The organism is uncultured Turicimonas sp. (assembly GCF_902477955.1).
GTDB lineage: Bacteria > Pseudomonadota > Gammaproteobacteria > Burkholderiales > Burkholderiaceae_F > Turicimonas.
The window spans coordinates 52,798-75,723 of the sequence record NZ_CABSJB010000009.1 but is presented as its reverse complement, the minus strand read 5'-3'; the positions used below and the strand labels follow the sequence as shown (position 1 = coordinate 75,723).

The 22,926-nt window shown below is 41.9% G+C and carries 21 protein-coding genes and 1 tRNA gene; 15 read left to right on the top strand and 7 right to left on the bottom strand.

What is annotated here, in order from left to right:
• The coding region (locus RDK53_RS04310) for a hypothetical protein (protein WP_308513456.1) at positions 1–991 on the top strand (991 nt) is incomplete at its 5' end.
• A 56-nt stretch (positions 992–1,047) separates the two neighbouring features.
• The gene (locus tag RDK53_RS04305) at positions 1,048–2,025 is read left to right on the top strand and encodes a tRNA-dihydrouridine synthase family protein (RefSeq protein ID WP_308513455.1); all 978 of its coding nucleotides are present in this window, start codon (positions 1,048–1,050) and stop codon (positions 2,023–2,025) included.
• Positions 2,026–2,141: 116 nt separating this feature from the next.
• Here the strand turns inward: RDK53_RS04305 and RDK53_RS04300 are convergent, their stop codons facing one another.
• The gene (locus tag RDK53_RS04300) at positions 2,142–2,471 is read right to left on the bottom strand and encodes a thioredoxin domain-containing protein (protein WP_308513454.1); all 330 of its coding nucleotides are present in this window, start codon (positions 2,469–2,471) and stop codon (positions 2,142–2,144) included.
• Between the two features lie 170 nt (positions 2,472–2,641).
• Between RDK53_RS04300 and RDK53_RS04295 the strand changes: the two genes are divergently transcribed.
• Positions 2,642–3,568 carry a phosphatidylglycerol lysyltransferase domain-containing protein gene (locus RDK53_RS04295; protein ID WP_308513453.1) on the top strand — a complete coding sequence of 309 codons (927 nt, stop codon included), beginning with the start codon at positions 2,642–2,644 and terminating at the stop codon, positions 3,566–3,568.
• 31 nt (positions 3,569–3,599) lie between these two features.
• Here the strand turns inward: RDK53_RS04295 and RDK53_RS04290 are convergent, their stop codons facing one another.
• Together RDK53_RS04290 and RDK53_RS04285 are read right to left on the bottom strand one after the other, a co-directional pair.
• On the bottom strand, positions 3,600–4,091 hold the full coding sequence (locus RDK53_RS04290; RefSeq protein WP_308513452.1) for a pyridoxamine 5'-phosphate oxidase family protein: 492 nt from the start codon (positions 4,089–4,091) through the stop codon (positions 3,600–3,602).
• Positions 4,092–4,096: 5 nt separating this feature from the next.
• Complete coding sequence (locus tag RDK53_RS04285; protein WP_308513451.1) at positions 4,097–4,624, bottom strand: hypothetical protein; 528 nt, start codon at positions 4,622–4,624, stop codon at positions 4,097–4,099.
• Positions 4,625–5,778: 1,154 nt separating this feature from the next.
• On the opposite strand from RDK53_RS04285, the gene RDK53_RS04280 reads away from it, so the two are divergent.
• Both RDK53_RS04280 and RDK53_RS04275 read left to right on the top strand, forming a co-directional pair.
• Entirely contained in the window at positions 5,779–6,303 is a 525-nt protein-coding gene (locus tag RDK53_RS04280) for a hypothetical protein (protein ID WP_308513450.1), read from the top strand.
• Between the two features lie 79 nt (positions 6,304–6,382).
• Positions 6,383–7,405 (top strand): hypothetical protein, encoded by a 1,023-nt coding sequence (locus RDK53_RS04275; protein WP_308513449.1) that lies wholly within the window; start codon positions 6,383–6,385, stop codon positions 7,403–7,405.
• A 394-nt stretch (positions 7,406–7,799) separates the two neighbouring features.
• Here the strand turns inward: RDK53_RS04275 and RDK53_RS04270 are convergent.
• Both RDK53_RS04270 and RDK53_RS04265 read right to left on the bottom strand, forming a co-directional pair.
• Positions 7,800–7,875 (bottom strand) — tRNA-Ala (locus RDK53_RS04270).
• Between the two features lie 55 nt (positions 7,876–7,930).
• Complete coding sequence (locus RDK53_RS04265; protein ID WP_308513448.1) at positions 7,931–9,484, bottom strand: tetratricopeptide repeat protein; 1,554 nt, start codon at positions 9,482–9,484, stop codon at positions 7,931–7,933.
• A gap of 495 nt (positions 9,485–9,979) precedes the next feature.
• On the opposite strand from RDK53_RS04265, the gene RDK53_RS04260 reads away from it, so the two are divergent.
• From RDK53_RS04260 to RDK53_RS04250, 3 genes are all read left to right on the top strand, one after another.
• A complete protein-coding gene (locus tag RDK53_RS04260) occupies positions 9,980–10,702 on the top strand; it encodes a GntR family transcriptional regulator (protein WP_308513447.1) in 723 nt (240 codons plus the stop codon).
• Positions 10,703–10,765: 63 nt separating this feature from the next.
• Positions 10,766–12,853 carry an ATP-dependent DNA helicase RecG gene (gene recG, locus RDK53_RS04255; RefSeq protein ID WP_308513446.1) on the top strand — a complete coding sequence of 696 codons (2,088 nt, stop codon included), beginning with the start codon at positions 10,766–10,768 and terminating at the stop codon, positions 12,851–12,853.
• A 14-nt stretch (positions 12,854–12,867) separates the two neighbouring features.
• Positions 12,868–13,824, top strand: coding sequence for a hydrogen peroxide-inducible genes activator (locus RDK53_RS04250; protein ID WP_308513445.1), 957 nt, complete (start codon positions 12,868–12,870; stop codon positions 13,822–13,824).
• A gap of 91 nt (positions 13,825–13,915) precedes the next feature.
• Here the strand turns inward: RDK53_RS04250 and proC are convergent, their stop codons facing one another.
• Positions 13,916–14,746, bottom strand: coding sequence for a pyrroline-5-carboxylate reductase (gene proC, locus RDK53_RS04245; RefSeq protein ID WP_308513444.1), 831 nt, complete (start codon positions 14,744–14,746; stop codon positions 13,916–13,918).
• Between the two features lie 3 nt (positions 14,747–14,749).
• Positions 14,750–15,472 (bottom strand): YggS family pyridoxal phosphate-dependent enzyme, encoded by a 723-nt coding sequence (locus tag RDK53_RS04240; RefSeq protein ID WP_308513443.1) that lies wholly within the window; start codon positions 15,470–15,472, stop codon positions 14,750–14,752.
• A 326-nt stretch (positions 15,473–15,798) separates the two neighbouring features.
• Between RDK53_RS04240 and RDK53_RS04235 the strand changes: the two genes are divergently transcribed.
• The 7 genes from RDK53_RS04235 to RDK53_RS04205 all read left to right on the top strand — a co-directional run bounded on the left by RDK53_RS04235 (position 15,799) and on the right by RDK53_RS04205 (position 22,923).
• Positions 15,799–16,182 carry a helix-turn-helix domain-containing protein gene (locus RDK53_RS04235; RefSeq protein WP_308513442.1) on the top strand — a complete coding sequence of 128 codons (384 nt, stop codon included), beginning with the start codon at positions 15,799–15,801 and terminating at the stop codon, positions 16,180–16,182.
• 17 nt (positions 16,183–16,199) lie between these two features.
• Complete coding sequence (locus RDK53_RS04230; protein WP_308513441.1) at positions 16,200–16,847, top strand: epoxyqueuosine reductase QueH; 648 nt, start codon at positions 16,200–16,202, stop codon at positions 16,845–16,847.
• A gap of 749 nt (positions 16,848–17,596) precedes the next feature.
• Positions 17,597–18,046 (top strand): tripartite tricarboxylate transporter TctB family protein, encoded by a 450-nt coding sequence (locus tag RDK53_RS04225; RefSeq protein ID WP_308513440.1) that lies wholly within the window; start codon positions 17,597–17,599, stop codon positions 18,044–18,046.
• 9 nt (positions 18,047–18,055) lie between these two features.
• Positions 18,056–19,564, top strand: coding sequence for a tripartite tricarboxylate transporter permease (locus tag RDK53_RS04220; protein ID WP_308513439.1), 1,509 nt, complete (start codon positions 18,056–18,058; stop codon positions 19,562–19,564).
• A 108-nt stretch (positions 19,565–19,672) separates the two neighbouring features.
• On the top strand, positions 19,673–20,614 hold the full coding sequence (locus RDK53_RS04215) for a tripartite tricarboxylate transporter substrate binding protein (protein WP_308513438.1): 942 nt from the start codon (positions 19,673–19,675) through the stop codon (positions 20,612–20,614).
• Positions 20,615–20,663: 49 nt separating this feature from the next.
• Entirely contained in the window at positions 20,664–21,569 is a 906-nt protein-coding gene (rarD, locus tag RDK53_RS04210) for an EamA family transporter RarD (RefSeq protein WP_308513437.1), read from the top strand.
• Between the two features lie 46 nt (positions 21,570–21,615).
• The gene (locus tag RDK53_RS04205) at positions 21,616–22,923 is read left to right on the top strand and encodes a hypothetical protein (RefSeq protein WP_308513436.1); all 1,308 of its coding nucleotides are present in this window, start codon (positions 21,616–21,618) and stop codon (positions 22,921–22,923) included.
• The last annotated feature ends 3 nt before the right edge of the window (positions 22,924–22,926 follow it).

The window sequence follows — 22,926 nt, the reverse complement described above, 5'->3', positions numbered from 1 at the left end:
TGAATTTACGGGGGCAGCAGGAGCTGCACCGGCTGCCCCCGTAAATTCAGCAGAAAATAAAACTACTGAAGAGCCGAAGCCAATAACCGCAGAGGACGCAACGCCAAGTAATGTTTTGAAGTTCTTTTTAACCAAGGTTGAACTTGGAAAATCAACGCTAAAAGACCTAGATCAGTTATTTTCAGCCGATGGAGCAAAACTTAAACAATTGTTTGCGGGCGAATATCTGGTTTTTAGCCCGACTTTTAAATCGCCAATTGAGTTGACACCCCCTATCGTCACCCTACTCGGCCCTAATAAAACAGCAGACAGCTTTACGCTGGAATGGGATTTCAAAAGCCGTGAGGCCTTTGACAAAGTTAGAACCGAAGTCGAAAACGAAATCAAAAAAAGTTTAGGTTTAGGTGCCCGCTCTGAAAGCAAACAGCTTTTTACCAATCAGCAGCGATTCCAGAACAAGGACAAAATCGCCTTTATGACTTGGTCCACCTATGCTGAATTTTTAAAGGTTGAGGTGATTCTTCAAACTCCGGGAGAAAACCCAAAAAATCTCACAAACAATGTTTCGGAAGAGATTGCCGCTCTTATCAAAGCATTTCCTAATGGCAAAGGCTCCTTTGCCGATGTTGATAAATTCGGTGCGGAGTACGGATGTTTAAGAGCCGACACAACAGATCCTCAATGGCAAACTCTCCGGACCAAATTGAAAAATAGCTGTGGAAGACTACATTTTTACTTTGAAGTCGACGATAAGAACAAATCAAAATTTAAGTCTATTAGGATTACGCAGAAGACGGAATACGAGATAAACAATGCCACTTATTCAAAGATTTTGAACGGATTATACGGGCAGCCAACTGAGAAAAAGCTTCCGATGTTTGATCGGCCCTCTAAAGTGTTTCAGGCAGGCAATGCTAACGTTACTTTATCTGATCTAACTCTTCAAGATAAACCAAACGTGGATATTTCTATTTCCCATGCCGCTCCGTAAATAAGCTTTGTCTGTTAAATTTGCAGGATTGTTTAGATCTATCCATTAGCTGCCAAATGTCCGTTGAATTATCTGTCGCCCCAATGGAGGGGCTGACAACTAGAGTTTTTAGAAAAGTCCATTCTGAAATCTTTGGAACTGCTGACAGTTACTACATTCCTTTTGTCACGCCCACTTCTGAGCCAAAATTTACAGAAAGACAAATGAGAGAACTCAATCCGGCACTCAATTCCGGACTGAATGTTATTCCTCAGCTCTTGACCAACAAGCCTCAAGATTTTGAATGGGCTGCAAAAGCTTTATACGATCTGGGATATTCAGAAGTTAATTTAAATCTCGGATGTCCTGCGGGAACCGTTGTGGCTAAATGCAAAGGATCGGGACTGTTAAGAAATTTTGATGTTCTCAGACCATTACTTGACGGCATTTTTTCTCAAGAACATCAAATCAAAATTTCGATTAAAACAAGGCTTGGATGGAGCAATCCGGAAGAGTTTGAAGATTTAGCTAACCTTTACAGCCAATACCCATTAGCCAAACTCATCATTCATCCGCGTTTAAAAACGGATCAATATAAGGGCGACTGCAGGAAAGGAGTCTTTGAAGCGAATTTCAACAAGTTTTCTTTTCCTGTCGGCTATAACGGCGATATTGTTTCCACGAAGGATATTCATGAAACGTTGGGCAGGTTTCCGACGCTTTCTATGGTGATGGTTGGCCGAGGATTGGTTGCCGACCCTGCTCTTTTCAGAAAATTTAACGGTGGCTCGGCAGCCTCTAAAGCAGAACTCCGAGATTTCAGTGAAAAACTTTTTATCGGCTACTCGGAAGCTTTTGGAAGTGCGAAGAATGCCGTTATGCGCATGAAGGAATATTGGTTTTTCCAGCTTAACCTGCTTTCAACTGAGGATAGGCTTGCGAAAAAGCTTTTTAAAGCCAAAGACGTTCAACAGTATGAAGACGCCGTAGATGCTATCTATGAAAACTGTGATGTCTTGCCGGAGGCTAGGTTTGGCTGGCACAAACCGCTTTAATGTTTTTACTCTGTTTCATCAGAGCCTGGCGGCATGTAAACCAAGAAAAGATTGAAGCAGCTAGAAGAAAGAGGCTCAAAAGCCCATAAGGATAGTTTTGAGCCTCCAACAGAAAATTAGAGGGTAAGTGCTTTTTCTACAAAAGCTTTGAAGAGTTCCGGATTCTTCGGCTCCACTAATGTGTCTAATACTTCACCATTCTTCAGAACTAACAAAGTCGGAATATGGCGAACGCGGAATTTTGCATTTAATCCGCTTTCTTTGTCGAAGTCGCAATAAGCAAACTGCAAGCGATCTGCATATTCTGTTGCGAATTGCATAAACATCGGCTGGATTCTTTGGCAATCTACACACCATGGTGCACCAATAGCCAAAAGAACTTTCTTAGGGCACTTTACAACGGTTTCTTCGTAATTTGCTTCAGTAACATTTAATACGTTTTCCATTGGTCATCTCCAAAAGTTACCCGCACATTATATAAGAGCGGTATCGGAAACTGAGTACTTTTTCCATTCCTCAGGTTAAGCATCTTCATCCTCTCACAAAGACCTTTGCTTTAAAATCCAATGTGTACAAAATAATTAAGATGAAACTACCTTAGTTACATCTAAAGAAGATGAGCATAGAACTAAAACCTGTAACTCTAGAAACACTTCCTTTGCTTAAAGAGCATATCGGCTCTTTACAGGACGGAGACTGTAACTTGGCACTGGTCTCCATTATCGGAAGAAGCGCCGAATACAAGATTCAATACGCCGAAGTTGAAGGTGAAATCGTCTTAAATTGGCAGCCATATCCTGAATGTCCTGCAGCTTATGTCGTTCCTTGGAATAGTCCAAAGATCGCAGACATACTGCCGCAGTTAGAATGCCAGTGTAAAAACTGCAAAGAACCTCTTCTTCTTTTCGGCCGGTTTACGGAAATGACAGAGCATGTACAAAGACTTTTCCGTTACCGCAACTTTATTACCGTTTCCTCGAATTCTTGGTGGGACTACCTTTACGCTAAAGAGCGTTTCCTGACTTTAGAGGGCAGACAGCTCAACGGTAAAAGAAACTTCAACAAACGCTTTAATAAAGCCTATCCGAATGCTGAATTCATTCCCTTAAATCCGTCAACAATTCCTATGGCAAGAGCTTTCTTAGAGAAGTGGTACGAAAGCAGAGGCGATATGGACGAGGGCTTGATTGCAGAAAGAGATGCCATCAATCTAGCTTTTGAACACTGGGATGATTTTGAACTCATCGGCGGTATTTTGAAAGAAGGAGATAGCGTCTTTGGATTTACGTACGGATCAGGCGTCTACGATGATATCTTCGCCGTTCATATCGAAAAAGCAGACCGCAACATTGTGGGGGCATATCCAGCTTTGGCAGTTGCGTTAGCAAAAATGCTTCCTGAGAAATATAAAGTACTAAACCGTGAGGAAGACTTAGGCGTTCCAGGCCTCCGTAAAGCTAAAGAAGACTGGTTTCCCTGCGGAGTCGTCAGAAAAACGGTTCTAAAACTTCAAAAGGATAATTCAATTCCTGATATCAAGTAATGAAGCCACGGGCCGTTCGGCCCGTTAGTTTTTATTGGAAGTAGAGGTGTTTATTTCTACCTTTTCCGGTAATTTCAGAAATCTCAATTTCCCACAAATCTATGAATTTGTGGGCGGCGTCGTAAACTTCTTCAATGCTCTTTTTATCTGCCATCGGAAATTGAGTTTCGGAAAGCTTCACTGTCAAAGTCTTCTTTTTATCTTCATCCGTTACCAGCGAGGCTTTTCCTTTCACCATAGCCGACACATAATTAACGGATAATTGCGGAAGATATTCCAAATCATTTTCGTTGTATCCGACGTATGTGAGGATGACGTTGCCATTGTTAATAAGAGAAGATTTTTTAACGCCGTCTTCCGAACTAGAGCTATGAAAGTAAATTTTCCCGTCTATGTAAGCCGGAGAGATTGGAGTGGCGTAAGGAAGTCCTTCAGGAGAAATCATAGAAAGGACTGCCATTTTGGTGTCTTTAATGATTACCAATGCTTCTTCTTGGGAGAGTTCTCTGTCTTTTCTTCTCATTTTTTTCAATCCAACGAGTATTGATCCAAATTCTTCACGATATCAACCCAATTCTCTGTGAGAACTGAGTCAACTCTAATATAGCAAACCGCGTTAGACACTCTCGGCTTCTTGCATTGAATTCCTTTAGAGCATAAGGCATCGTAAAGTGATCCGACATAGGTTGGAATCTGCAGAGAGGACACCTGATTTTGATGGATTTGGAATCGGCTTTTCAAATTCACAACATAAGAATTGGCAGAATTCTCGATAAAAGCAGGCAGAAGCTCCATTTCTGACACAATCGGTTCAAAGCCAAGATGCTTAATACTTTCGTGCCAGCCGACTTGGTCGCCCTGCCAACTATCTATGCAGTCAAAGCCTTGGGTGAGATAGGTAAAAATTTTCCCAGTAATTTCATCAAAACAATCTTCTTTAGCTAAATCCCAGCAATGGCTCCAGGCTATTTCATCTGAGAAATCAACTTTGTGGTGGATTCTCAAAAGCAAAAAGTTTTTATCTTTTGAGTAAAGTGAGAAGTAATCTTGAACCATGGCTTTTTTAATTTGAAAATTTTTCTCAATTCTAAACAGAGAGCCAAAAAACTCATAGTTTCTTTTTTCTATAACTAATCGCCTTTGATGATTTTTAACTACAGCGAATTTAGCCTTCGAAATCAAAAATTGTTAATGTAATCAGCGAACAAAAAGCATTTCGAAATTGAAGGATGTTTTTCTCAGGAGAGGAAGCTTCATGTATTTAAGTGGCGATTTTCTTAGTGTTTGGTTTTTAATCCTACCTGTAGATGCATTAAGGGGGAAAATATTTATGCGAGAAATTTTTGATTATTAGTACTTGAAACAGCAATAGGGTTCTTAAGACTGATTAAAAGTATCCCCGAAATCAAGAAGCGGACAAATCGCAGAATAATCCTAAGTAGTAGTTAGGGTTACTTCAAATTCTTTAACGTTTTTAAGCTCTCTCAAATTTGATAAAGTTTTCCTCGGAGATTCCTCGCGTTCTTTGAACTCATCTCCATTGAAAAGTATCTTTTTACCTGAGATAATTTTAACAAGCTCAGATAAATTCTTGTTTCTGGCAGCCGCGGAGGCTTGAACTTGACCGGCGTGACTGAGCCTGCCTGAAGGTCGCGTTTCTGAGCTTAGAGGTACGCTCTTATAGAGGTATGCTCTTGCCAAGGACGTCCATATTGGCAATTGTCGAATTGTCTGCGTTCAACGGCCGGAGAACGCAGCCTCCCCTTTCTTGATTTTCTCGAATAGTGCTTCCGCCTAATCGTCTCCTCTTTTACTTGATAAAACAATATAACTTCTAGGAGCTCAGATACGTTCTTGTTGCGGGCTCCCGTACCCTTACTGGTACCGGCATCCGATGAAGCGACAAGTTCCGATGCTCTTTATCCGAGCCAGCCAGAAGGATTAAGTTCTGAGCTCGCAGATACACTTTTGCAACGGGTGTACAGAAAGGTGTTTGTTGGATTAACTCCGTCTGACGTGCCGATGGTCGAAGCTTCTGTATTTTTCAAAACTGTGGCAAAAAAGTTCTACGCTTCGTATTAACGCGAGTTGCCTCTCTTACAAGCTTCAACGGTGTCAGACGACCTTTTATGACACCAAGATTTCTCTTATTGACCAGCGTAATTACCAGGGGGTAGCATTTATTTATTACAAATTGTAATAGGTACAAAATGAAAAAATTTCTTATTTTCTGTGCTGTTTTAGCTTTGACTGGATGTGCCACACCATACTCATCAAAAGGTCTGCTAGGAGGATTCACAGAATCTCAACTGGGGGAAAATATCTGGCAAGTCTCTTTTGAAGGAAATGGGTACACCAGCCGGAAAAAAGCGATCGACTACACAATGATTCGCAGTGCTGACCTAACTCTTTTGCATGGCTTTTCATACTTTGCAATCATAGACAAAAACGCATACAACGATGGTGGATTTGCTATGTCCTACTCAACTATGAACGCTTCTGGCACGGCGCAAACTTTCGGAAACACTACCTATGGGAACGCAGTTGGAAATAGATTTGGAACAACCTCTTTTATTCGATTCCCAACAGCCAATCAAACAATTATGATGTTCAAAGAAAAGCCATCCGAAATAATGTCTTACAACGCAAAGATGGTATGCCGTTCTCTTGGAGAGAACTATGGAGTTACATGCCAGAACCTGAAAACCAATGTCGACCAAAAAAATAAAGTTTAGTACTTTGGTCTCTCTTTTTGACTGGAAGAATTTCCAGAGCTTAAATAAAACAATGTAACAAGTTAAAACGGAGACAATAATGCAAAATGGCACGCGGGATGTCCGAGAGCAGATGGCCCACAACCATTCCAATTACGCCTCTGGAAATCCTTTCGGTGGCACAGGGGAAACAAGATACCGCCCTGACTTGGGAACTCCTCTGCAAAACGGAGGTCATCACAAAGGCCAGCTTGACATCCTCCATAAAAGAGGAGAAAAAGTAAATTTTCCACAAGATAAGCTACATGGAACCGAAAACTCTAAACCCAGGCCTTCAGTGGGTGTTGAGGATTTTGAAAGGCTGAGAGCTGACGTGGACGAACTGTTAGACGCTAAGGATCGACTAACAAAAGCAACCCCTGTTAGGATTTTAGAAGAAATAGAAAAACTGCGCCAGGATGTAAATGATACAAAGGCCATTGGTTACCAGGTTACGAGAATAGATAACAACCTAAAAAAACTTCTTAAAAGCGAGGACACCCTTAAAGAGCTAGATAACTTCACTGATAAAGCCGATAAATTACGTTCAGTAGTTAATGACTTCTCGCGCCTAAGTGTTGATATTAATTACGAAGTGAGGAACTTTTATTCCAGCTACAACAAGGTTATCGAGCTGACTCAAACTACCCAAAGGCAAGCCGTTTCTCTAGAGAGCCTCGGGGATAGAGTGGGAACATTGGAAAAAAAATTCCCCGAACTAGAAGTTTTGCCTACATCTGAGGATTTTAATAACCTTGAAAACCTAATCAAAAACTTTGAAATCAAGCTTAAGGGAATTTTGAGTCAACAGAAGAAATTAGAAACCGCTATTGAAGAATTGCTTTCTAAAAGGAACAAAGTTATTTCAATACCGAAAAAAATCGATAACCGTCTAAATGAAATGGAGAGAAAAATTTCTAGGGTAGACGGAAGAGTCTCAGCTCTAGACGGGGGAAGCTTTGAGAAAAAAATGCTCACAATAAATGACGCGCTAAAATCTAACGATAACTTTAGGCGTGTATTTCTTAATCGTCTCGCAGGGATCGAAAAAAGGCTTACCTTGATGGAAGACTCCGAGAAATAAATCGCTTACGACTTTCTCCTGCTACAGAAAGCAGAATTTTAGAACTTTTATAGAGTTTAAACCTCGTTTAACTCTTTTGCCGTTGACAGTGCTTCGATAAACCAAAGTCTGAGTGTCCCCTCTCACATAAAGGCACAAACTGTTTTCATCAGCGGGAAAACCGTCTGGAAGTGTGCAAAAACCAGACGATCTTGGCTTGGCCATGAAGATGGTACACATTTAATAAAATCTGTGAGAAGTGCACCGCTTGGTGTACCGCTCAACAAGATATTTTGAGATAAACCTGGCCCTCTTACGACTCTAGCCGGCTTTCCGATTTATCAAATAATTTATTTAAAATTAATAAGTTAGACTGTTTATGACGGTCGCAAGAGGTCATTGAAAGTAAGTAGCTTGGTGGAGCAAAAGGGGATCGAACCCTCGACCTCAGCATTGCGAACGCTGCGCTCTCCCAACTGAGCTATTGCCCCACAAGTTTTCTAAATGTAAACGATTTTTTTTAATTTTTCAAATTTTCTTCAAAATTTAATTTAGCTGAGGAATATTTTTTGCTAAATAGTCGTTTAATGCATCCGTTGGATCTAGCTCTTGAGCATCTTCAACTTGTTTTGCCGACATCCTCTCTTGTAATGCATCAAATGCTCTTTTCATTTGCTCGTTTTCAGGATGGTCGATTACGCACTGATTCAACAATGAGTAGGATGTAACAAAATCGGCTTTTCCCCAATTTTTGGTTCCCAATTTTTCAGCAAAACCGCAAAGATTGCCTCTGTCTCCTTTCTTCAGTGCAGCTAAACACAATGCTCCACCTAAATTAAAGTTTCTGCGAACGCCATTCCCGTTCCAAAACTTTTCTCCCTGCTCATTCAATTCTTCAACTGTCGCTTCAGGAATATACCGGTCTAACCACTCTTGCCCCTTTGCCAGATTTCTAACTGCCTTTGGCCCCGTTGCCCTCATTACGACAAGACTAAAAAGGTCATTTTTGTCTCCGGACGGATAAGCAATCTCCAACCACTTAACAGCCTTTCCTAAATTCTTTTGGACTCCGGGTGCTCCATCGCGATAAAGTCTTCCGGTCTGAAGCTGAGCGGCTCTCAAACCTTTTTCTGCAGCCTTCTCGAACCAGACAGATGCTTCAGCAATGTTTTTTTCTCTCCAGTAGCAATCTCCCAAGAGATAAATAGAGTTAACTTCTCCTTTATCTGCTCCAAGCCTTGCCCATTCCATGGCTTTCTTCAAATCTTTAGGCAAGCCGAACCCATTGGCGTAAGAATAACCAATGGAATAAATTTCCTGAGGAGAAGCTTCATTCTTAACTTCTTCAGTAAAACGTCTTGCTTTTTCTAAAGAAGCAGGATTGGAGACGTCTCTTTCAAGAATTGAAGAAAAAAGAACCTTTGAGCGTGTATGGCCGTTTTCGGCAGCTTTCTCTAGCCAATAATCAGCTTGTTCAATATCTTTATTGACTCCTATGCCGGTTCTGAAATAGCTGCTCAGAGCCGATTGGGCCGGAGCAAAGTCTTGATTGGCTGCTTCCATCACCAACTCAAAAGCATGGTTAAGATCTTTTTGAACACCTTGGCCTTGTCGATACATAGTAGACAATCGAAGCTTTGCCTTAGGACTGCCTAAATCTCCTGCCGCATTGTATAACTCAGCGGCTTTTTGCAGATTTACCTGGACGCCGTCACCGTATAAATACACTTCAGCTTGTCTAATTAGGTCATTGATTTTCTTTTGATCTTCTTCGGAGATTTGGACTATTGTGCTCTTTACGCTTTCATCATGAGAATGGTCTGCTTCGGGTAGCTTGTGTCCCTTCTCTTCTTGAGGCCCGGCTTTCTCTACGGATGAGCCGGCCCCTTCAGTCGAAGATCGAAGCTCAACAGCAGTCTTTTCTTCCGGAGAAACCTGGGAAAATGAAGAATCATCCTTTGCTGTTGCCACAACGTTTTCTTTAATTTCATGTTCCGGAGCTGATGCCGGAGTCGTTTCGGCTTGTTGTGCAGCCGCAGAAAGACTTAGTGCTGTTAGAACAAACGGTAAAGCAGTACGGGTTAATCGACCGAGAGTCATCCAAATTCCTCCTTTTCCGACATATTAATGAAAGAGAGAGGCTAAACCGCAAAAAAACATACTTCTTTTCCTAAGCATTTTCACCAAAAAAATATATGACTTGAAAGCGGTATATATTTGTCTCATTTTTACAACTATAAAATTATTTGTCTCTACAATTTCCCCCGGGTTATTTTTAGATTATCCAAAAGTTTTCCCCCTAAAAAAATTATATTTATTCCCCCGCTGGAACAGTGGTTCTCACCCCACGCCTATTAGGTGGGGAAATTTTAGGTGGGTATTTATTTTTCCGGGAGGTTATTTTCTAAAATATTTTCCATATAACTTAAAAGAAAATATTTTAATTAATAGATATATGTAACCAATAAAAAGGTCAAGAAATCTCTCAAATTACCTATCTGTATTGGGTTTTCTTAATTGCGAAAACAGGGTATCTGGAATACCATTAAATTGTGATCACAAAAACTTATTACAATCAAACGTGAAGACGATTATATGAAAAATGCTCGTTGGGTAAAACTAGCTGATGATCTTACTGCTGAGATTTCCGACGGTACTTTCCCGTTAAATTCCTACCTGCCAACGGAAATGGAACTCTGCGCTAAATATAACGTCAGCCGATATACGGTAAGAATGGCTCTGGACAATCTAACTAGGTTAGGATACATTAAGCGTTGGCCTCGATTAGGTTCTAAAGTCATTTCCCTGGGAAGCAAGCCTCTACTCCCCTCTGCTTCTCTCCCGCAATTTCATCCTGTATCGGAAACGCATAAGCGAATTGTGCACCTTACAACTGAATGCATCGTGGATAGAACATTGGCTTTGCAGCTGGAGTGTGAAGAGCAGCTCAAACTATTGAGATTTTCCAATGTTTTAACTGATCCGGAAGATGAAGATCGTCCCATTGTATGGACCACTGTATATGTAAATGCGGCTTACAGTCGCCTCCCTCAGATGGCCGAACGTCCTTCCCTTCCTCTTTTAAGCGCTCTCATTGAAAAAGAATATAGAGAGAGATGTTCTCAAATGACACAGAAAGTAACAGCGGTCGCGTTGCCGGATGAGGCTGCCAAACATTTGCTTGTCGCACCGGGCCTTCCCTCACTTAGGATTTTGAGACACTACAAATCCAGCGATAACAAGCTGCTGCAAATCACAGAGTCCTTCCATCCGGGAAATAGGTTCTCTCTAACCCTAAGCACGTCCAACTTTGGTTGAACTGCCTTACCGTAAATATCAGACTTCCACTACAATGTGAGCACTAAAAAGAGAGATTTTGAAGTGCTCACATCTTCACCAGTTTCCCAACCTGAAAAAATAGAAAAACCTATTAGAAAAAAACGTGCTCCTATAAAAGAACGTCTGGAGAAAATAGGTTTATCTCGTGAATGGGATTTTGTTCTTCATCTGCCCCTACGCTATGAAGACAAAACTCAAATTACTTCTATTGCAGATGCACAGCCTGAGCAAACAGTGTTAATCGAGGGTGTGGTCACAGATTCTCACGAACAAGTCTTCGCTAAAAGATTTGAAGCCGTCGTTGAAGACGAGACCGGCTCAATTCAAGTTAAATTTTTTAAATATTTCCCCTCTGTCAAAGATACATTCAAACCGGGAAATAAAGTCCTTCTTTTCGGTAAGGTAAAAAGTGCTTGGAAAGGAGACGGGTTAGAAATAATCCATCCGAAATCTAAAATATCGAGACCCACTCGAGAATTGGATAAATCCTTAACGCCCGTATATCCGGCCGGAGAGGGAATCACACAGCCTTGGCTAAGAAAAAGAATTCAAACAGCTCTTTTAAACGTAGATATTGTTGATCTTTTAAATGCAGAAGAACTGAGCGAATTAAATCTTCCGCCTCTGCGTAAAGCCATTGAGTCCATTCACTATCCTGCACCGGATGCAAATTTAGAAGAACTTCAAATGAAAACTTCTCCCGGTTGGGAGAGATTGAAATTTGATGAGCTACTGGCTCAACAAATTATGCTCACCCTTTCCCGCAAAAGAAGAGAAGCTCTTAAAGCACCACAAATTCTCCCGCCGGAAGACAAAGAAGGATCATTGACCGGAAAACTTTACCGTTCCTTACCATTTAAGCTCACCAAAGCCCAAGTAAAGGTTTGGAAAGAAATCGTTAAATCAATGAAGGGTCCTATTCCTATGAACCGGCTTGTTCAAGGAGATGTAGGAAGCGGTAAAACAATTATTGCTGCTATGAGCGCGGCCCTAACCATCGATAACGGATATCAAGCTGCTCTGATGGCACCGACAGAAATCTTGGCTGAACAGCATTTCAAGAAAATATTAGAGTGGCTGAAACCATTCGATGTTAAAGTGGTTTGGCTGACAGGAAAACTCAAGGCCAAAGAAAAAAGAGAAGCTTTAGAAAGGATTGCGTCCGACGCAGACATTGTCGTCGGCACTCATGCGTTGATACAGGACGCAGTTCAGTACAAAAATCTTGGTTTAGCCATTGTTGATGAACAACACAGATTTGGAGTTGAACAACGATTGGCTTTACGAGCTCTGGGAGCATCAGGACTAATGCCTCATCTTCTTATGCTGTCGGCCACTCCTATCCCCCGAACATTAGCCATGAGCTATCTTTCCGACATCGATATTTCGGTAATTGATGAGCTTCCCCCTGGCCGGACGCCTATTAATACCAAGACATTCAAATTAGAAAGAAAACAAGAAATCATTGAGAGTGTCCGTCAAGAATTAAGAAATGGGAGACAAGCTTATTGGGTTTGCCCTTTAATTGAAGAAAGCGAGAAGCTGGATCTCACGGCAGCAACAATTTCTTTCGAGGAACTAAAGCAGTCTCTTCCAGAATTTAAGGTTGAACTACTGCATGGAAAAATGACCTCGGAGGAAAAGAATGAGATTATGGAACGGTTCAAATCCGGTGAAACTTCCCTGCTAGTTTCAACAACGGTCATTGAAGTTGGTGTCGATGTTCCAAATGCAACCATCATGGTCATTGAACATAGCGAAAGATTCGGGCTTTCTCAATTGCACCAGCTCAGAGGGCGAGTCGGCAGAGGAAGCAAAGCTAGTTACTGCATAGCACTTTTCGGAGATAAACTTTCTCAGGAAGGGAAACAGCGGTTAAAGATCTTCCGTGAAACTACGGATGGCTTTGTCATCGCTAAAAAAGACTTGGAACTTCGCGGACCCGGTGAGTTTCTTGGTTCTAGACAATCCGGCGTCCCTCTTCTAAGATTTGCTAACTTCGACCAAGACTCCGAATTAGTCGATAAAGCAAAAGAACTTGCAAAAAAATGGATTTCGACCAATGATGCAAGAGCTGAAACTCATGCCTCCCGATGGTTTGAAAGTAAAGAAAAATATTTAGAAGCATGAGTAAGGAGAAATAATTGACCTTAAATGAGTTGAAATATGCCATTGCTGTTGCTCAGCTTCGGCACTTCGGCAAAGCGGCCGAGAAATGCCAGATTTCGCAGCCTTCTCTTTCGGTTGCTATTAAGAAACTGGAACAAGACCTTGGCGTTCAAATTTTCGAGAGAAAAAACACTGAAATTTCTCTGACGCCTATTGGTCAAAGAATAATTGAACAAGCTAAGGTTGTTTTGGATGAAGCCAAGAAGATCCGTCAGATTCCATTGGAAGAAAGCGATCCTTTAAACGGCCCGATCCGCATGGGCGTTATCTACACCGTCAGCCCCTATCTTCTTCCTGAACTCATTAAAAGATCCATCGAAAGAACTCCTCAGATGCCGTTGATCATCAATGAGGGTTATACAACCGATCTGATTCAGAAATTAAAGAGCGGTCTTTTAGATGTTGTTATTTGTGCTCTTCCAATTTATGACGAAACTTTGTCATGCAGTTATCTCTATGAAGAAGAGTTCGTCGCTCTTGTGCCTGCCAAGCATCCCCTAGCATCAAAATCAGAAATTGAATCCAAAGAATTAATTGAGGAAAAGATGCTGATTCTGGCCCAAGGGAACTGCTTCCGTGATCAAGTTCTTAAGGTATGTCCGGACTCTTTAAAGAATGAGCCTAACCCGAATTCACATCTCCATTTTATGGAAGGTTCAACTCTGTCTACCCTTAGATACATGGTCTCGAGCGGAATAGGCGTGTCGGTGTTCCCTGCCAGTGCTAAAAATTATGACGTCGGGGATCAACTAACCAAATATGTCGAATTTAAAAAGCCGGTGCCTACCCGACTCGTAGCTATCTTGTGGAGAAAGAGTTTTCCACGCGTAAGAGCCGTACAGCGCATAGCAGAAACTTGCTCTCATATCAAACTCGAAGGCATCCATCATCTGCCTTTTGAACCTCACTCTCTGTCTCGAGACGGCTACTAAGGCAAAATTTGCAACGTAATAATTAAGACGCTGGGATCAAGATAATCACAGCGTCTTTTGTTTTGAAAATAGTAAAAATCGCTTCTAAAGCTTATTCGGCTTTTTCTACTTTCTTACTGAATTCATCACCAAGTTCAATAGCACGTGCACGGCAAGCTTCCATGGCTCTCAGCATCATATCTGCAAAGCCGCTTCCCTCAATGACCTTTGTCGCTTCTATTGTTGTTCCGCCCTTGCTTTGAACTTTCTTACAGAGGGATGTAAAAGTTTCATCGCTCTTAAGCGCTAACGTTGAAGAACCAAGAACGGTATAAACCGCCATGTCGTGAGCTTCTTGTGCAGTGAAACCGAATTCCAATGCAGCTTTCTCCAATGCAGCTAAGAAAAGGAAAACATAGGCTGGACCTGAACCGCTTACTGCAGTGAGAGAATCGATCATGGATTCGGTTGCGCACCAAATTAATAAACCTGTCGGTTTAAGAATTGCCTCAACGGTTTCTTTATCTTTTTCCTCTTTGGAAACCATAAAAATTCCGCATACGCCCAGTCCTTCCCTGACGGGAGTGTTCGGCATCACTCGGCAGATCCTGTTCTGGCCTAAAAGCTTTTCGATATCTTGGGTCTTAACGCCGGCTGCGATAGAGAGGACGAAAGTGTCTTTCAGGAACGCTTTATTTTGGATCAATACCTCCGGAAGTTGCTGAGGCTTGACAGCCAAAACTACACAATCCATTTCAGAAAGCCATTCTCCGGTTTCCTGGTGTGTTGAAATGTTGAATTCTTTATGTAGATTTTCAAGTTTTTCAAGATTCTTGTCCGTGACATGAATGCAAGCGGGGTTATCCCAAGTGGAAACCATACGAGAAATAATGGCGGAAGCCATATTTCCTCCGCCAATAAAAGCAACTTTTCTGCCTGTCATTTTTTAGCCTTGTGTTGTGTATTGTCTTGGACCGAAAATCGCGGTCCCTACTCGAACCATCGTGGATCCGGCTTGAACTGCTTCAGCCATGTCTCCTGACATGCCCATCGACAGTGTATCGAATTCGTAGCCTTCTTCCTTGAGCTTGTCGAACAGAGTTTTCATGGCTCTCAAGGGAATGAGCTTTTCTTCAGGTGTCTCGCCCGGCTCCGGGATGCACATCAAACCTCTCAATTTCAAGTTCGGCATCTTTAGGATTTCATCGGCCAAAGCTCGTACTTCCTCAGGAGCCACACCGCTCTTGCTCTCTTGGTTTGAAATATTGACCTCAATAAGCACATTTAAAGGACTCATCTCGGGGGGACGTTGATCCGACAATCTCTGTGCAATTTTTAGTCGGTCAATTGTTTGGACCCAATCAAATCGTTCTGCAACGACCCTCGTCTTATTGGATTGAAGAGGCCCGATAAGGTGCCAGGTAATACTGTTGTTCGGGAACAATTCTCGGCAAAGATCAATTTTAGAACAGCCTTCTTGGACATAGTTCTCCCCAAATGAAGTCATTCCGCACTTTACCCCTTCGATAATGGCTTCTATCCCGAAAGTTTTAGAGACCGGAAGAAGTTCAACAGATCCTTCTTTTCTGTCGGCAACTTTTTCGGCTTCTTTCAATTTGTTCTTAATTTCTGTAAAACGAGAACAAAGACCGGGTTTCAATTCAGACAAATTAAGGCTCCTTTTTTATCGGAAAGACGTTCAGATCGTACAAAATAAAAATGAAAAAAGGGGTTTTTTAGAAAAAGTTTTAAATCTTGCTACTCAAACTAGTTAACCAAAATACCCTACTCTATTTTCTTGCAACCTATTAAAGAATAAGATGTTTTTCTATAAAGATCACTCTTGTTAGGGATTTTTCATGGGGCTGTGAGGTTATAACCACTAATTAAATGCCACATGATTATTTGCTATTATTATTCAAAACGAATGTAATTATTTAGCATATTATTTATTATAATTGTTTTGAAAGACATCTGAACAAAGGGTTAAGCAAGATGGCAAACACTGAAAAAAAGGATCCGGCAGTACGTAAACAGTTACCTCGTCACTCTTTCGAGACTCGTCAAAAAGCACTTGAAATTTTTAGGAATGGCGGCAGCTACAAAAATTGCGCAAAGACTTTAAATATTCCAGTCTATACTGCTCGTGATTGGCACCGCAGCTACCTTATCGGCACCTTTAGAGCCGAGCGTGATGCCAGACAACAAGTTTATACAGCAGAGCAAAAAGCCACTGTTCTTCGTCTTAGAAGAGAAGAAGGTAAATCTTATAACCAGATTTCTCAACTAACGAAAGTTAATCGCGCAACAGTTCTTCAATGGATTCATCGTGCGAACAAGGAAGAATTGGAAGGCAAGGCTTCATCCACGATTAACTAACCAGATCTTTTTAACATTTGAAAGACGATCATTCGCTGATCGTCTATTTTTTTATGCTGCTAAGTCCGTCCGACAAAAATTTAACTTTACCGAATTCCTTATTGCTGCATAGCTGCTGCGCACCCTGCTCATCAGCTATCTTAGAGTGGCTCAGACAGAAGAAGGTACCGACCACTGTTTTTTTCTATAACCCTAATATTTTTCCGGATGAGGAATATCTCAAAAGAAAAGATGAATTAGTCCGTTTTTGTGAGCAGGAAAATATTCCCTACATAGAAGGCGACTACGATCATCTTCGATGGCGAGAAGCCGTCAAGGGTTTAGAGGACGAACCTGAAAGAGGCCGAAGATGTTTAGCATGCTTCAAACATCGTTTGTCGGCGACGGCTTTATGCGCTCGGGATCATAATATTGAATCTTTTACAACCACTCTTGCAGGCTCTCGTTGGAAACGACAAGATCAAATTGATGCAGCTGCGGCTTATGCCGTTGAAAAAGTTCCGGAAGTTCAATACTTCCAAATGAACTGGCGCAAAGGAGGACTTCAAGAAAGGAGAACTATTCTGCTGAAGCAATACGATTTTTATAATCAACAGTACTGCGGCTGCGAATTCTCTATGAGACACTTAACTGCCAAGCAGAGCTCCGAATCAGATCAATCCTGAAGATGCCAGCTCTCAATGAAATAAACTTTTTTGAAAAGCTCACACTTGCTCTAATGAGTCTGGAAAGTAACAGGCTCAGCGAACTGGAACACAACTCAAATCAGATAATTTTTGGAGAACCAGAAAAAGACACCTGGCAAATTTCTGATATTTCACAAACAAATCACTATGTGTTCCAGTTCGCACCAAGGCCAGTAGCCATAAGTTATTTTTAATCAGATAGATAAGTAAGCAGGCTGGCTGAATCTGACCATCTCAGTTACCAGTGAGTGGTTTTTGTTTTTCTCTGAAAGCGGTTCGCCGCTTATCAGCTATCGGATAATGTCATCCAGAATCTCAATATCAAATTGGCGTTTTATCACCCGCTGTAATCTTCTTGGATTGTGTTGTACAAACAATGTCCAAATCTGCCTTCATTCTTGCAAGGTAACCCCAAAGAGCCTGTGCCGTGAAGGATAGTTTCAAATTACTTATTAATGCTTCAATCTTCTTGATGACACGGTCAAAGTACGGGCGAATTCGGTTCGCCTCTTCTTTTCTCAATTATGCAATAATGTTTCTTCTTCGGAGGTATAAATTCAGCTTTATTTCGACCAAACAAGCTTTCTAGCCTTAATGGAGAGGTAATCGCTTGTTGTCAAACTTTCTGCTTCCTCCTAGAATACACTCTGTTACAGTTTAGGTTTTTCCTAAACGATGAACAAAAAGAGCTTGCCTCATTTTAAAAAACCTAATTCCAAAGCCAAATTATGAAAGACTCAGACATCGGCGTAATCGTAGTTATATATGCGATTGCAACCTGGTTTTTAGTGATGACATTGCAGCTCCCCGAAGGCGCTCAATCTTATCCTCTAATCCTTATCTCAGCCCTTTACGTTTGCAATACCCTGCTTCTTCTCCAACAGATCTGGCATTTTAAACGTCATAAACTTTTCATTAATGACTTCAGAAAAATCTTCCAAGGATTTATTCCTTCTCAGTTTTTTGGAGTTGTCATTGGGTGCGTCATTTACTTAGCACTGGTCAATTATCTCGGATACTATATTTCCAGTGTTCTCTATCTGATCCTTGCTCAGTTCTTTCTTAAGGTCAAACCTATTCCTGCTGTTATTTCCTGCATTTGCGTAATGGGCGTGACCTATTTGGTCTTCTCTATGTTCCTAAAGGTACCTCTTCCTTTGGGTGTTTTGTTTGAATAAGGAGAGATCATGTTAGAAACAATCACTTTAATGGGCGAAGGTTTTGTTCATGCTTTAAATCCTCTGACTCTCGTCTTGATGATCGCCGCAACAGCTCTGGGTATTACGATTGGTTGCTTACCCGGACTGTCGGCTGCTATGGGTGTGGCTCTTCTGCTTCCGGTCACTTTCGGTATGAATCCGGCTACCGGTCTTATCGTATTGGGCGGTATTTATTGCGGTGCAATTTTCGGCGGTTCAATTTCAGCCATTCTTATTCATACTCCGGGCACCCCTGCTTCTGCAGCTACCGCTATCGAAGGATATGAATTAACTAAGAAAGGCCAGGCAGCCAAGGCCTTAGCAGTTGCATGTTTCGCTTCATTCTGCGGGGGTTTGTTAAGCTGTATCTCCCTGTACTTCTTCTCTCCCTTCCTGGCTGAACTTGCTATGCAGTTCAAGAGCCCGGAATACTTCTGGCTTTCTATTTTCGGTTTAACGATTATTGCCGGCGTTTCCTCCAAATCTTTACTTAAAGGTTTCATTTCCGGCATTCTTGGTCTCTTGATCTCCACCGTCGGAATGGACCCGATGGAAGGCGTAGAAAGATTCATGTTCGGTCAAGCAAGCCTTTATAACGGCGTCAACGTAACGTGCGCCTTGATTGGCTTATTCTCTATGTCTCAAGTTCTTATCCTTGCCGAAAAGAAGATCAAGGAAAGAGCAAAAGCCGCAAAATTCTCAGGCAGTCTTTTACTCTCCAGACAAGAAATTAAGCGTTTAATGCCAACTATTACACGCTCTTGGATGATTGGAAACATCCTTGGCATCTTGCCGGGCGCCGGAGCAACGATTGCTTGCTTTATGGGTTATAACGAAGCACGCCGTTTTTCTAAGCATAAAGATGAATTCGGAAAAGGTTCCATTGAAGGCGTGGCCGGCTCAGAGGCTGCAAACAACGCTGTTACCGGCGGTTCTTTGATTCCGACTTTGACTCTAGGCATCCCGGGTGAATCCGTAACAGCAGTATTAATGGGCGGCTTGATCATTCACGGTCTCCAACCCGGTCCGGAGCTCTTCTCTACTTATGCTCCGATGACATACACCTTCTTTGCCGGTTTCGTTTTAGTTCAGTTTGCGATGTTGGCAGTCGGATTACTAGGCTGCAGAATCTTTGCGCAAGTTTCTAGATTGTCTGATTCTATTTTGATTCCGTCCATCTTCCTTCTGTGCGTTGTAGGTTCCTTTGCCATTCATAATAATTTCGATGAAGTTCTTCTGATGTTCCTTTTCGGCTTCATCGGTTACCTCGTCAGAAAGTTCGATTTGAACGCTGCAGCTATCGTTTTAGGTTTAATTCTTGGCCCGATCGGCGAAAACGGATTGAGAAGATCCTTATACCTAAGCGATGGCGATCCCGCTATTCTCTTCAGTACTCCGCTTTGCTGGCTGCTTATACTTCTCTGCGTCCTCGGTACGCTTTCTCCGTGGCTCATGGCCAAGTGGGAAAAGCACGTAGAGCACAGAGCCAACAAATAAGTAATGGACTCCATGCGGTAAAGCTGAGTAGAATATGGCTTACTCGGAAACAAATATTTAAATTTTTAGACAAATCAAACCAACTTATCCCTAGGAGGATTTAGACAAATGAAAAAAGTACTTTTAGCCGTTGCCGTTGCAATGACAATGCCTGTAGCCATGGCTTGGGCTCCGACAAGCGACGTTAACGTTATCGTTGCTTACAAGGCAGGTTCCGGCACAGATACAGGTGCTCGCCTTCTCTCCACAGAAGCCGGCAAATATGTGGGCAAGACCCTTGTCATTCAGAATCTTCCCGGCGGCGACGGTAAGATTGGCTGGACACGTTTGGTTAATTCCAAACCAGACGGTCACACAATCGGTTTTATCAACCTTCCGACTTTCACAACATTAGCCGCTCAGAAAGGAGCTCCGTTCTCTGTTTCTGACGTTATTCCTATCGCCAACCACTTGACAGAATCCGGTGTTGTCGCTGTTAAGGCTGACTCTCCTTACAAGACAATCGAAGACTTGGTTGCCGCTGCTAAACAGAAACCGCTTAAGGCTTCTACAAACGGCGTTAAGGCTTCCAACCACACTGCAGCTCAGCTTCTCGCACAAAGCGGTAAGTTTGATTACAAAGCAGTTCCTTACGGCGGTACAGCTGACCAGCTCTTAGCTTTGCGTCAGGGTGAAGTTGATTTCACATGCGCTAAAGTTGCTGACGTGGCTAAGCTGGTTAAGGGAGACAAACCTGAATTGAGAGTTTTAGCTGTCTTCTCTCCGACACGTGCTCCTGAACTTCCAGACGTACCGACATTAGGCGAAAAAGGTCTTTATCCGGAATGGTACGGTTCTGCACGCGCTATCGTTGCACCTAAAGGCACATCTCCTGAAATCATCAAGTTCTATGTTGATGCTTTCAAGAAGACAATGCAGGATCCCGCAACTATCGAAGCACACAAGAAAGCCGGTCTTTCTATGGACTTCAAGGATGACAAACAACTTGGTCAATTATTAAAAGATCAGGAAGTGTTTGCTAAAGACGTTATCAGCAAACTCTATAAGTAATTTATAACTAAATCTATTTAATAGGCTCGGCTAACCGAGCCTTTTCGTTATGTCCGGAGAGAACAGAAAATTAGGACTTATCGGCGCGACCTCAGCCTATTTAGTATGGGGATTCCTTCCGATTTTTTGGAAAATGTTCGGCAAAGCCGGCGGTTGGGAAGTCGTTGCCCATCGCGTCGTTTGGTCTTTGCTTGTAATGCTCCTATTACTGGTGATTTTCAAAAAATTCCACAAGTTCAAAGAAACTTTTCATTACTTAGCCGAACAAAAACAATATGCTATTTGTCTAACACTCGCCGCGGCTTTTGCTGGAGTGAATTGGTGGATCAACATCTATGGCGTTAACAGCAACCAAGTGGTAGAACTTGGCATCGGCATGTTTCTGACTCCTTTAATTTCTGTATTTCTTGGAGTCCTTTTCTACAAAGAGAAACTTCCGCCGCTTAAGTGGGCCAGTATCCTCCTTGCCTTCTTGGGTTTGCTTATCATGGTCTTCCAGCTAGGAAGAATTCCTTGGATAGCTGTTGGTGTCTCCTCTACTTGGGCCATTTACGGGGCCTTAAAGAAGAAAATAAAAGTGGATCCATGGATAAGCAACACGATTGAATCCGGTCTGATGCTGCCCATGGCCTTGGTCTATATCTTTACTTTAAACCACCTCGGCACAAGCCACTTCTTCTCCGGAAATCCGGCCGAAGATCTTACCTGGGTTCTTGTCTCAACCGGCGTCATCACAACAATTCCTATGGTTGCCTTTTCTTATGCAGCCTTAAATCTGCCGTTGAACGTCCTTGGGTTCTGCATGTATATCAATCCGATACTTACTTTGTTAGTGGGAATATTTATTTTCAAAGAGCCTTTTAATACAGAACAGTTGCTCCCGCTTTCTTTTATTTGGAGTTCTATCATCCTATTCCTGTTTTCAGAATCTAGAACTCTCGCTGCACGGCGATAAAAAGAAATTAGAATGACCCGACGACAACAAAAATATGGAGAATAAATTGAGCTCTTCTTCGAAGAAATTTTTAACACCGGCAGTCGCTATTATTCTTTTAGGCATTGCCGGCTATACAGGTTTTATTTACTACCAAGGACAAAAAGTTGATGAAACTATTGCAAACATTAATAAAGTCCTTGGCACCGATGAAGTGACAGTCAGCGGAGAAATCACAAAGAAAACTTTTTTTGCAAGAGAACTCCAACTCAAGCTTTATTTAAAGGACATCTCCGAAACCGCTAAACCTCTCGCTGTCTCAGAAGGTGTTGTCAATCTTGGCTTTTCTCCGAAAGCCGTTCTTCATTTGACTAAGATTGACGAATTCGACAAAGACAATCTTGTTCTTAACTCGATGCACCCTACCTTAGCAGTTGACTTTAATTACCGCTTCACTCCAAAAACAGCTACTTTCACAACGCAACCGTTTTCTGCAAACATTGACGATGTCAATATTTCTGTTGACCGTACCGCAGGTAAAACCACTTTTTTAAGCAAGGTAGAAGGTTTTTCCTCGGAAAGCCTTTCCCAATTTCAGACCAAATTTGATATCGGGACAATTAAGCTTAAAAAGTTCAACACAAGAAACAGTGACGGCGGAGAATTAGTTATTGGAAGTCAGACCTTCCAGTCTTATTCAGACAAGAACTCTTTAACCCCGGTTAAGTTTTCTTATGACTTGGAAAAGGTTGACCTAAATCAGAAAGACTTAGGCGGAGATATTAAATTCGCTAATTTCTCTTTCAATACCGAAGTTTTAAAAGAAAAGACCAACTTCATCCAAAACTTCAAGGTTGGTTTAGATGACTTAAACTACAAGTCCATCATTCCTGTAAATATTCCAAAGGCAGACATTAAATTAAAAATGGATTGGAACGCATCTGCCTCTCCCTACTCGGCTCTTTTCTATGACCAGTACGGTGATGACTTCTGCACTGCCAACCCTGTTGCTTGTCAAGAAAATCTTCCTTATTTAGGAAATCTAGGAGCCTCTTCTGAACAGTTGCTAACTGCTATCACCACCGGAAAAATCGGCTTAGAAGTCCTTCCTTCTTATGTTGACGCTAAAAATATCAAAATTGCCTTTAACGGCAACTTTAGATTTACAAAAGACTCTAATAAGATTGGAGAACTTTCTTTCAAAGTTTCTCCGGCAGAAGGAAAATCCGTTGCTCCTTATGTCGGCTTCCTACCCAAAGGTACTTACAAGATGGAAGGAAACGATGCTGTCTCCAACATCCTTCTCACCCATGATAACGATAATCTATTGCTCTCAATTAACGGCCAAAATATCTACTCTGTACCTATGAATTAAGAG

Excerpts from the sequence above, each read along its gene's own strand:
- RDK53_RS04275 (WP_308513449.1), top strand. The coding sequence starts at position 6,383 with ATGCAAAATGGCACGCGGGATGTCCGAGAGCAGATGGCCCACAACCAT.
- RDK53_RS04295 (WP_308513453.1), top strand. The coding sequence starts at position 2,642 with ATGAGCATAGAACTAAAACCTGTAACTCTAGAAACACTTCCTTTGCTT.
- RDK53_RS04300 (WP_308513454.1), bottom strand. The coding sequence starts at position 2,471 with ATGGAAAACGTATTAAATGTTACTGAAGCAAATTACGAAGAAACCGTT.
- RDK53_RS04305 (WP_308513455.1), top strand. The coding sequence starts at position 1,048 with ATGTCCGTTGAATTATCTGTCGCCCCAATGGAGGGGCTGACAACTAGA.
- RDK53_RS04285 (WP_308513451.1), bottom strand. The coding sequence starts at position 4,624 with ATGGTTCAAGATTACTTCTCACTTTACTCAAAAGATAAAAACTTTTTG.
- proC (WP_308513444.1), bottom strand. The coding sequence starts at position 14,746 with ATGACAGGCAGAAAAGTTGCTTTTATTGGCGGAGGAAATATGGCTTCC.
- RDK53_RS04260 (WP_308513447.1), top strand. The coding sequence starts at position 9,980 with ATGAAAAATGCTCGTTGGGTAAAACTAGCTGATGATCTTACTGCTGAG.
- RDK53_RS04265 (WP_308513448.1), bottom strand. The coding sequence starts at position 9,484 with ATGACTCTCGGTCGATTAACCCGTACTGCTTTACCGTTTGTTCTAACA.
- RDK53_RS04225 (WP_308513440.1), top strand. The coding sequence starts at position 17,597 with ATGAAAGACTCAGACATCGGCGTAATCGTAGTTATATATGCGATTGCA.
- rarD (WP_308513437.1), top strand. The coding sequence starts at position 20,664 with ATGTCCGGAGAGAACAGAAAATTAGGACTTATCGGCGCGACCTCAGCC.
- RDK53_RS04215 (WP_308513438.1), top strand. The coding sequence starts at position 19,673 with ATGAAAAAAGTACTTTTAGCCGTTGCCGTTGCAATGACAATGCCTGTA.
- RDK53_RS04220 (WP_308513439.1), top strand. The coding sequence starts at position 18,056 with ATGTTAGAAACAATCACTTTAATGGGCGAAGGTTTTGTTCATGCTTTA.
- RDK53_RS04280 (WP_308513450.1), top strand. The coding sequence starts at position 5,779 with ATGAAAAAATTTCTTATTTTCTGTGCTGTTTTAGCTTTGACTGGATGT.
- RDK53_RS04290 (WP_308513452.1), bottom strand. The coding sequence starts at position 4,091 with ATGAGAAGAAAAGACAGAGAACTCTCCCAAGAAGAAGCATTGGTAATC.
- RDK53_RS04235 (WP_308513442.1), top strand. The coding sequence starts at position 15,799 with ATGGCAAACACTGAAAAAAAGGATCCGGCAGTACGTAAACAGTTACCT.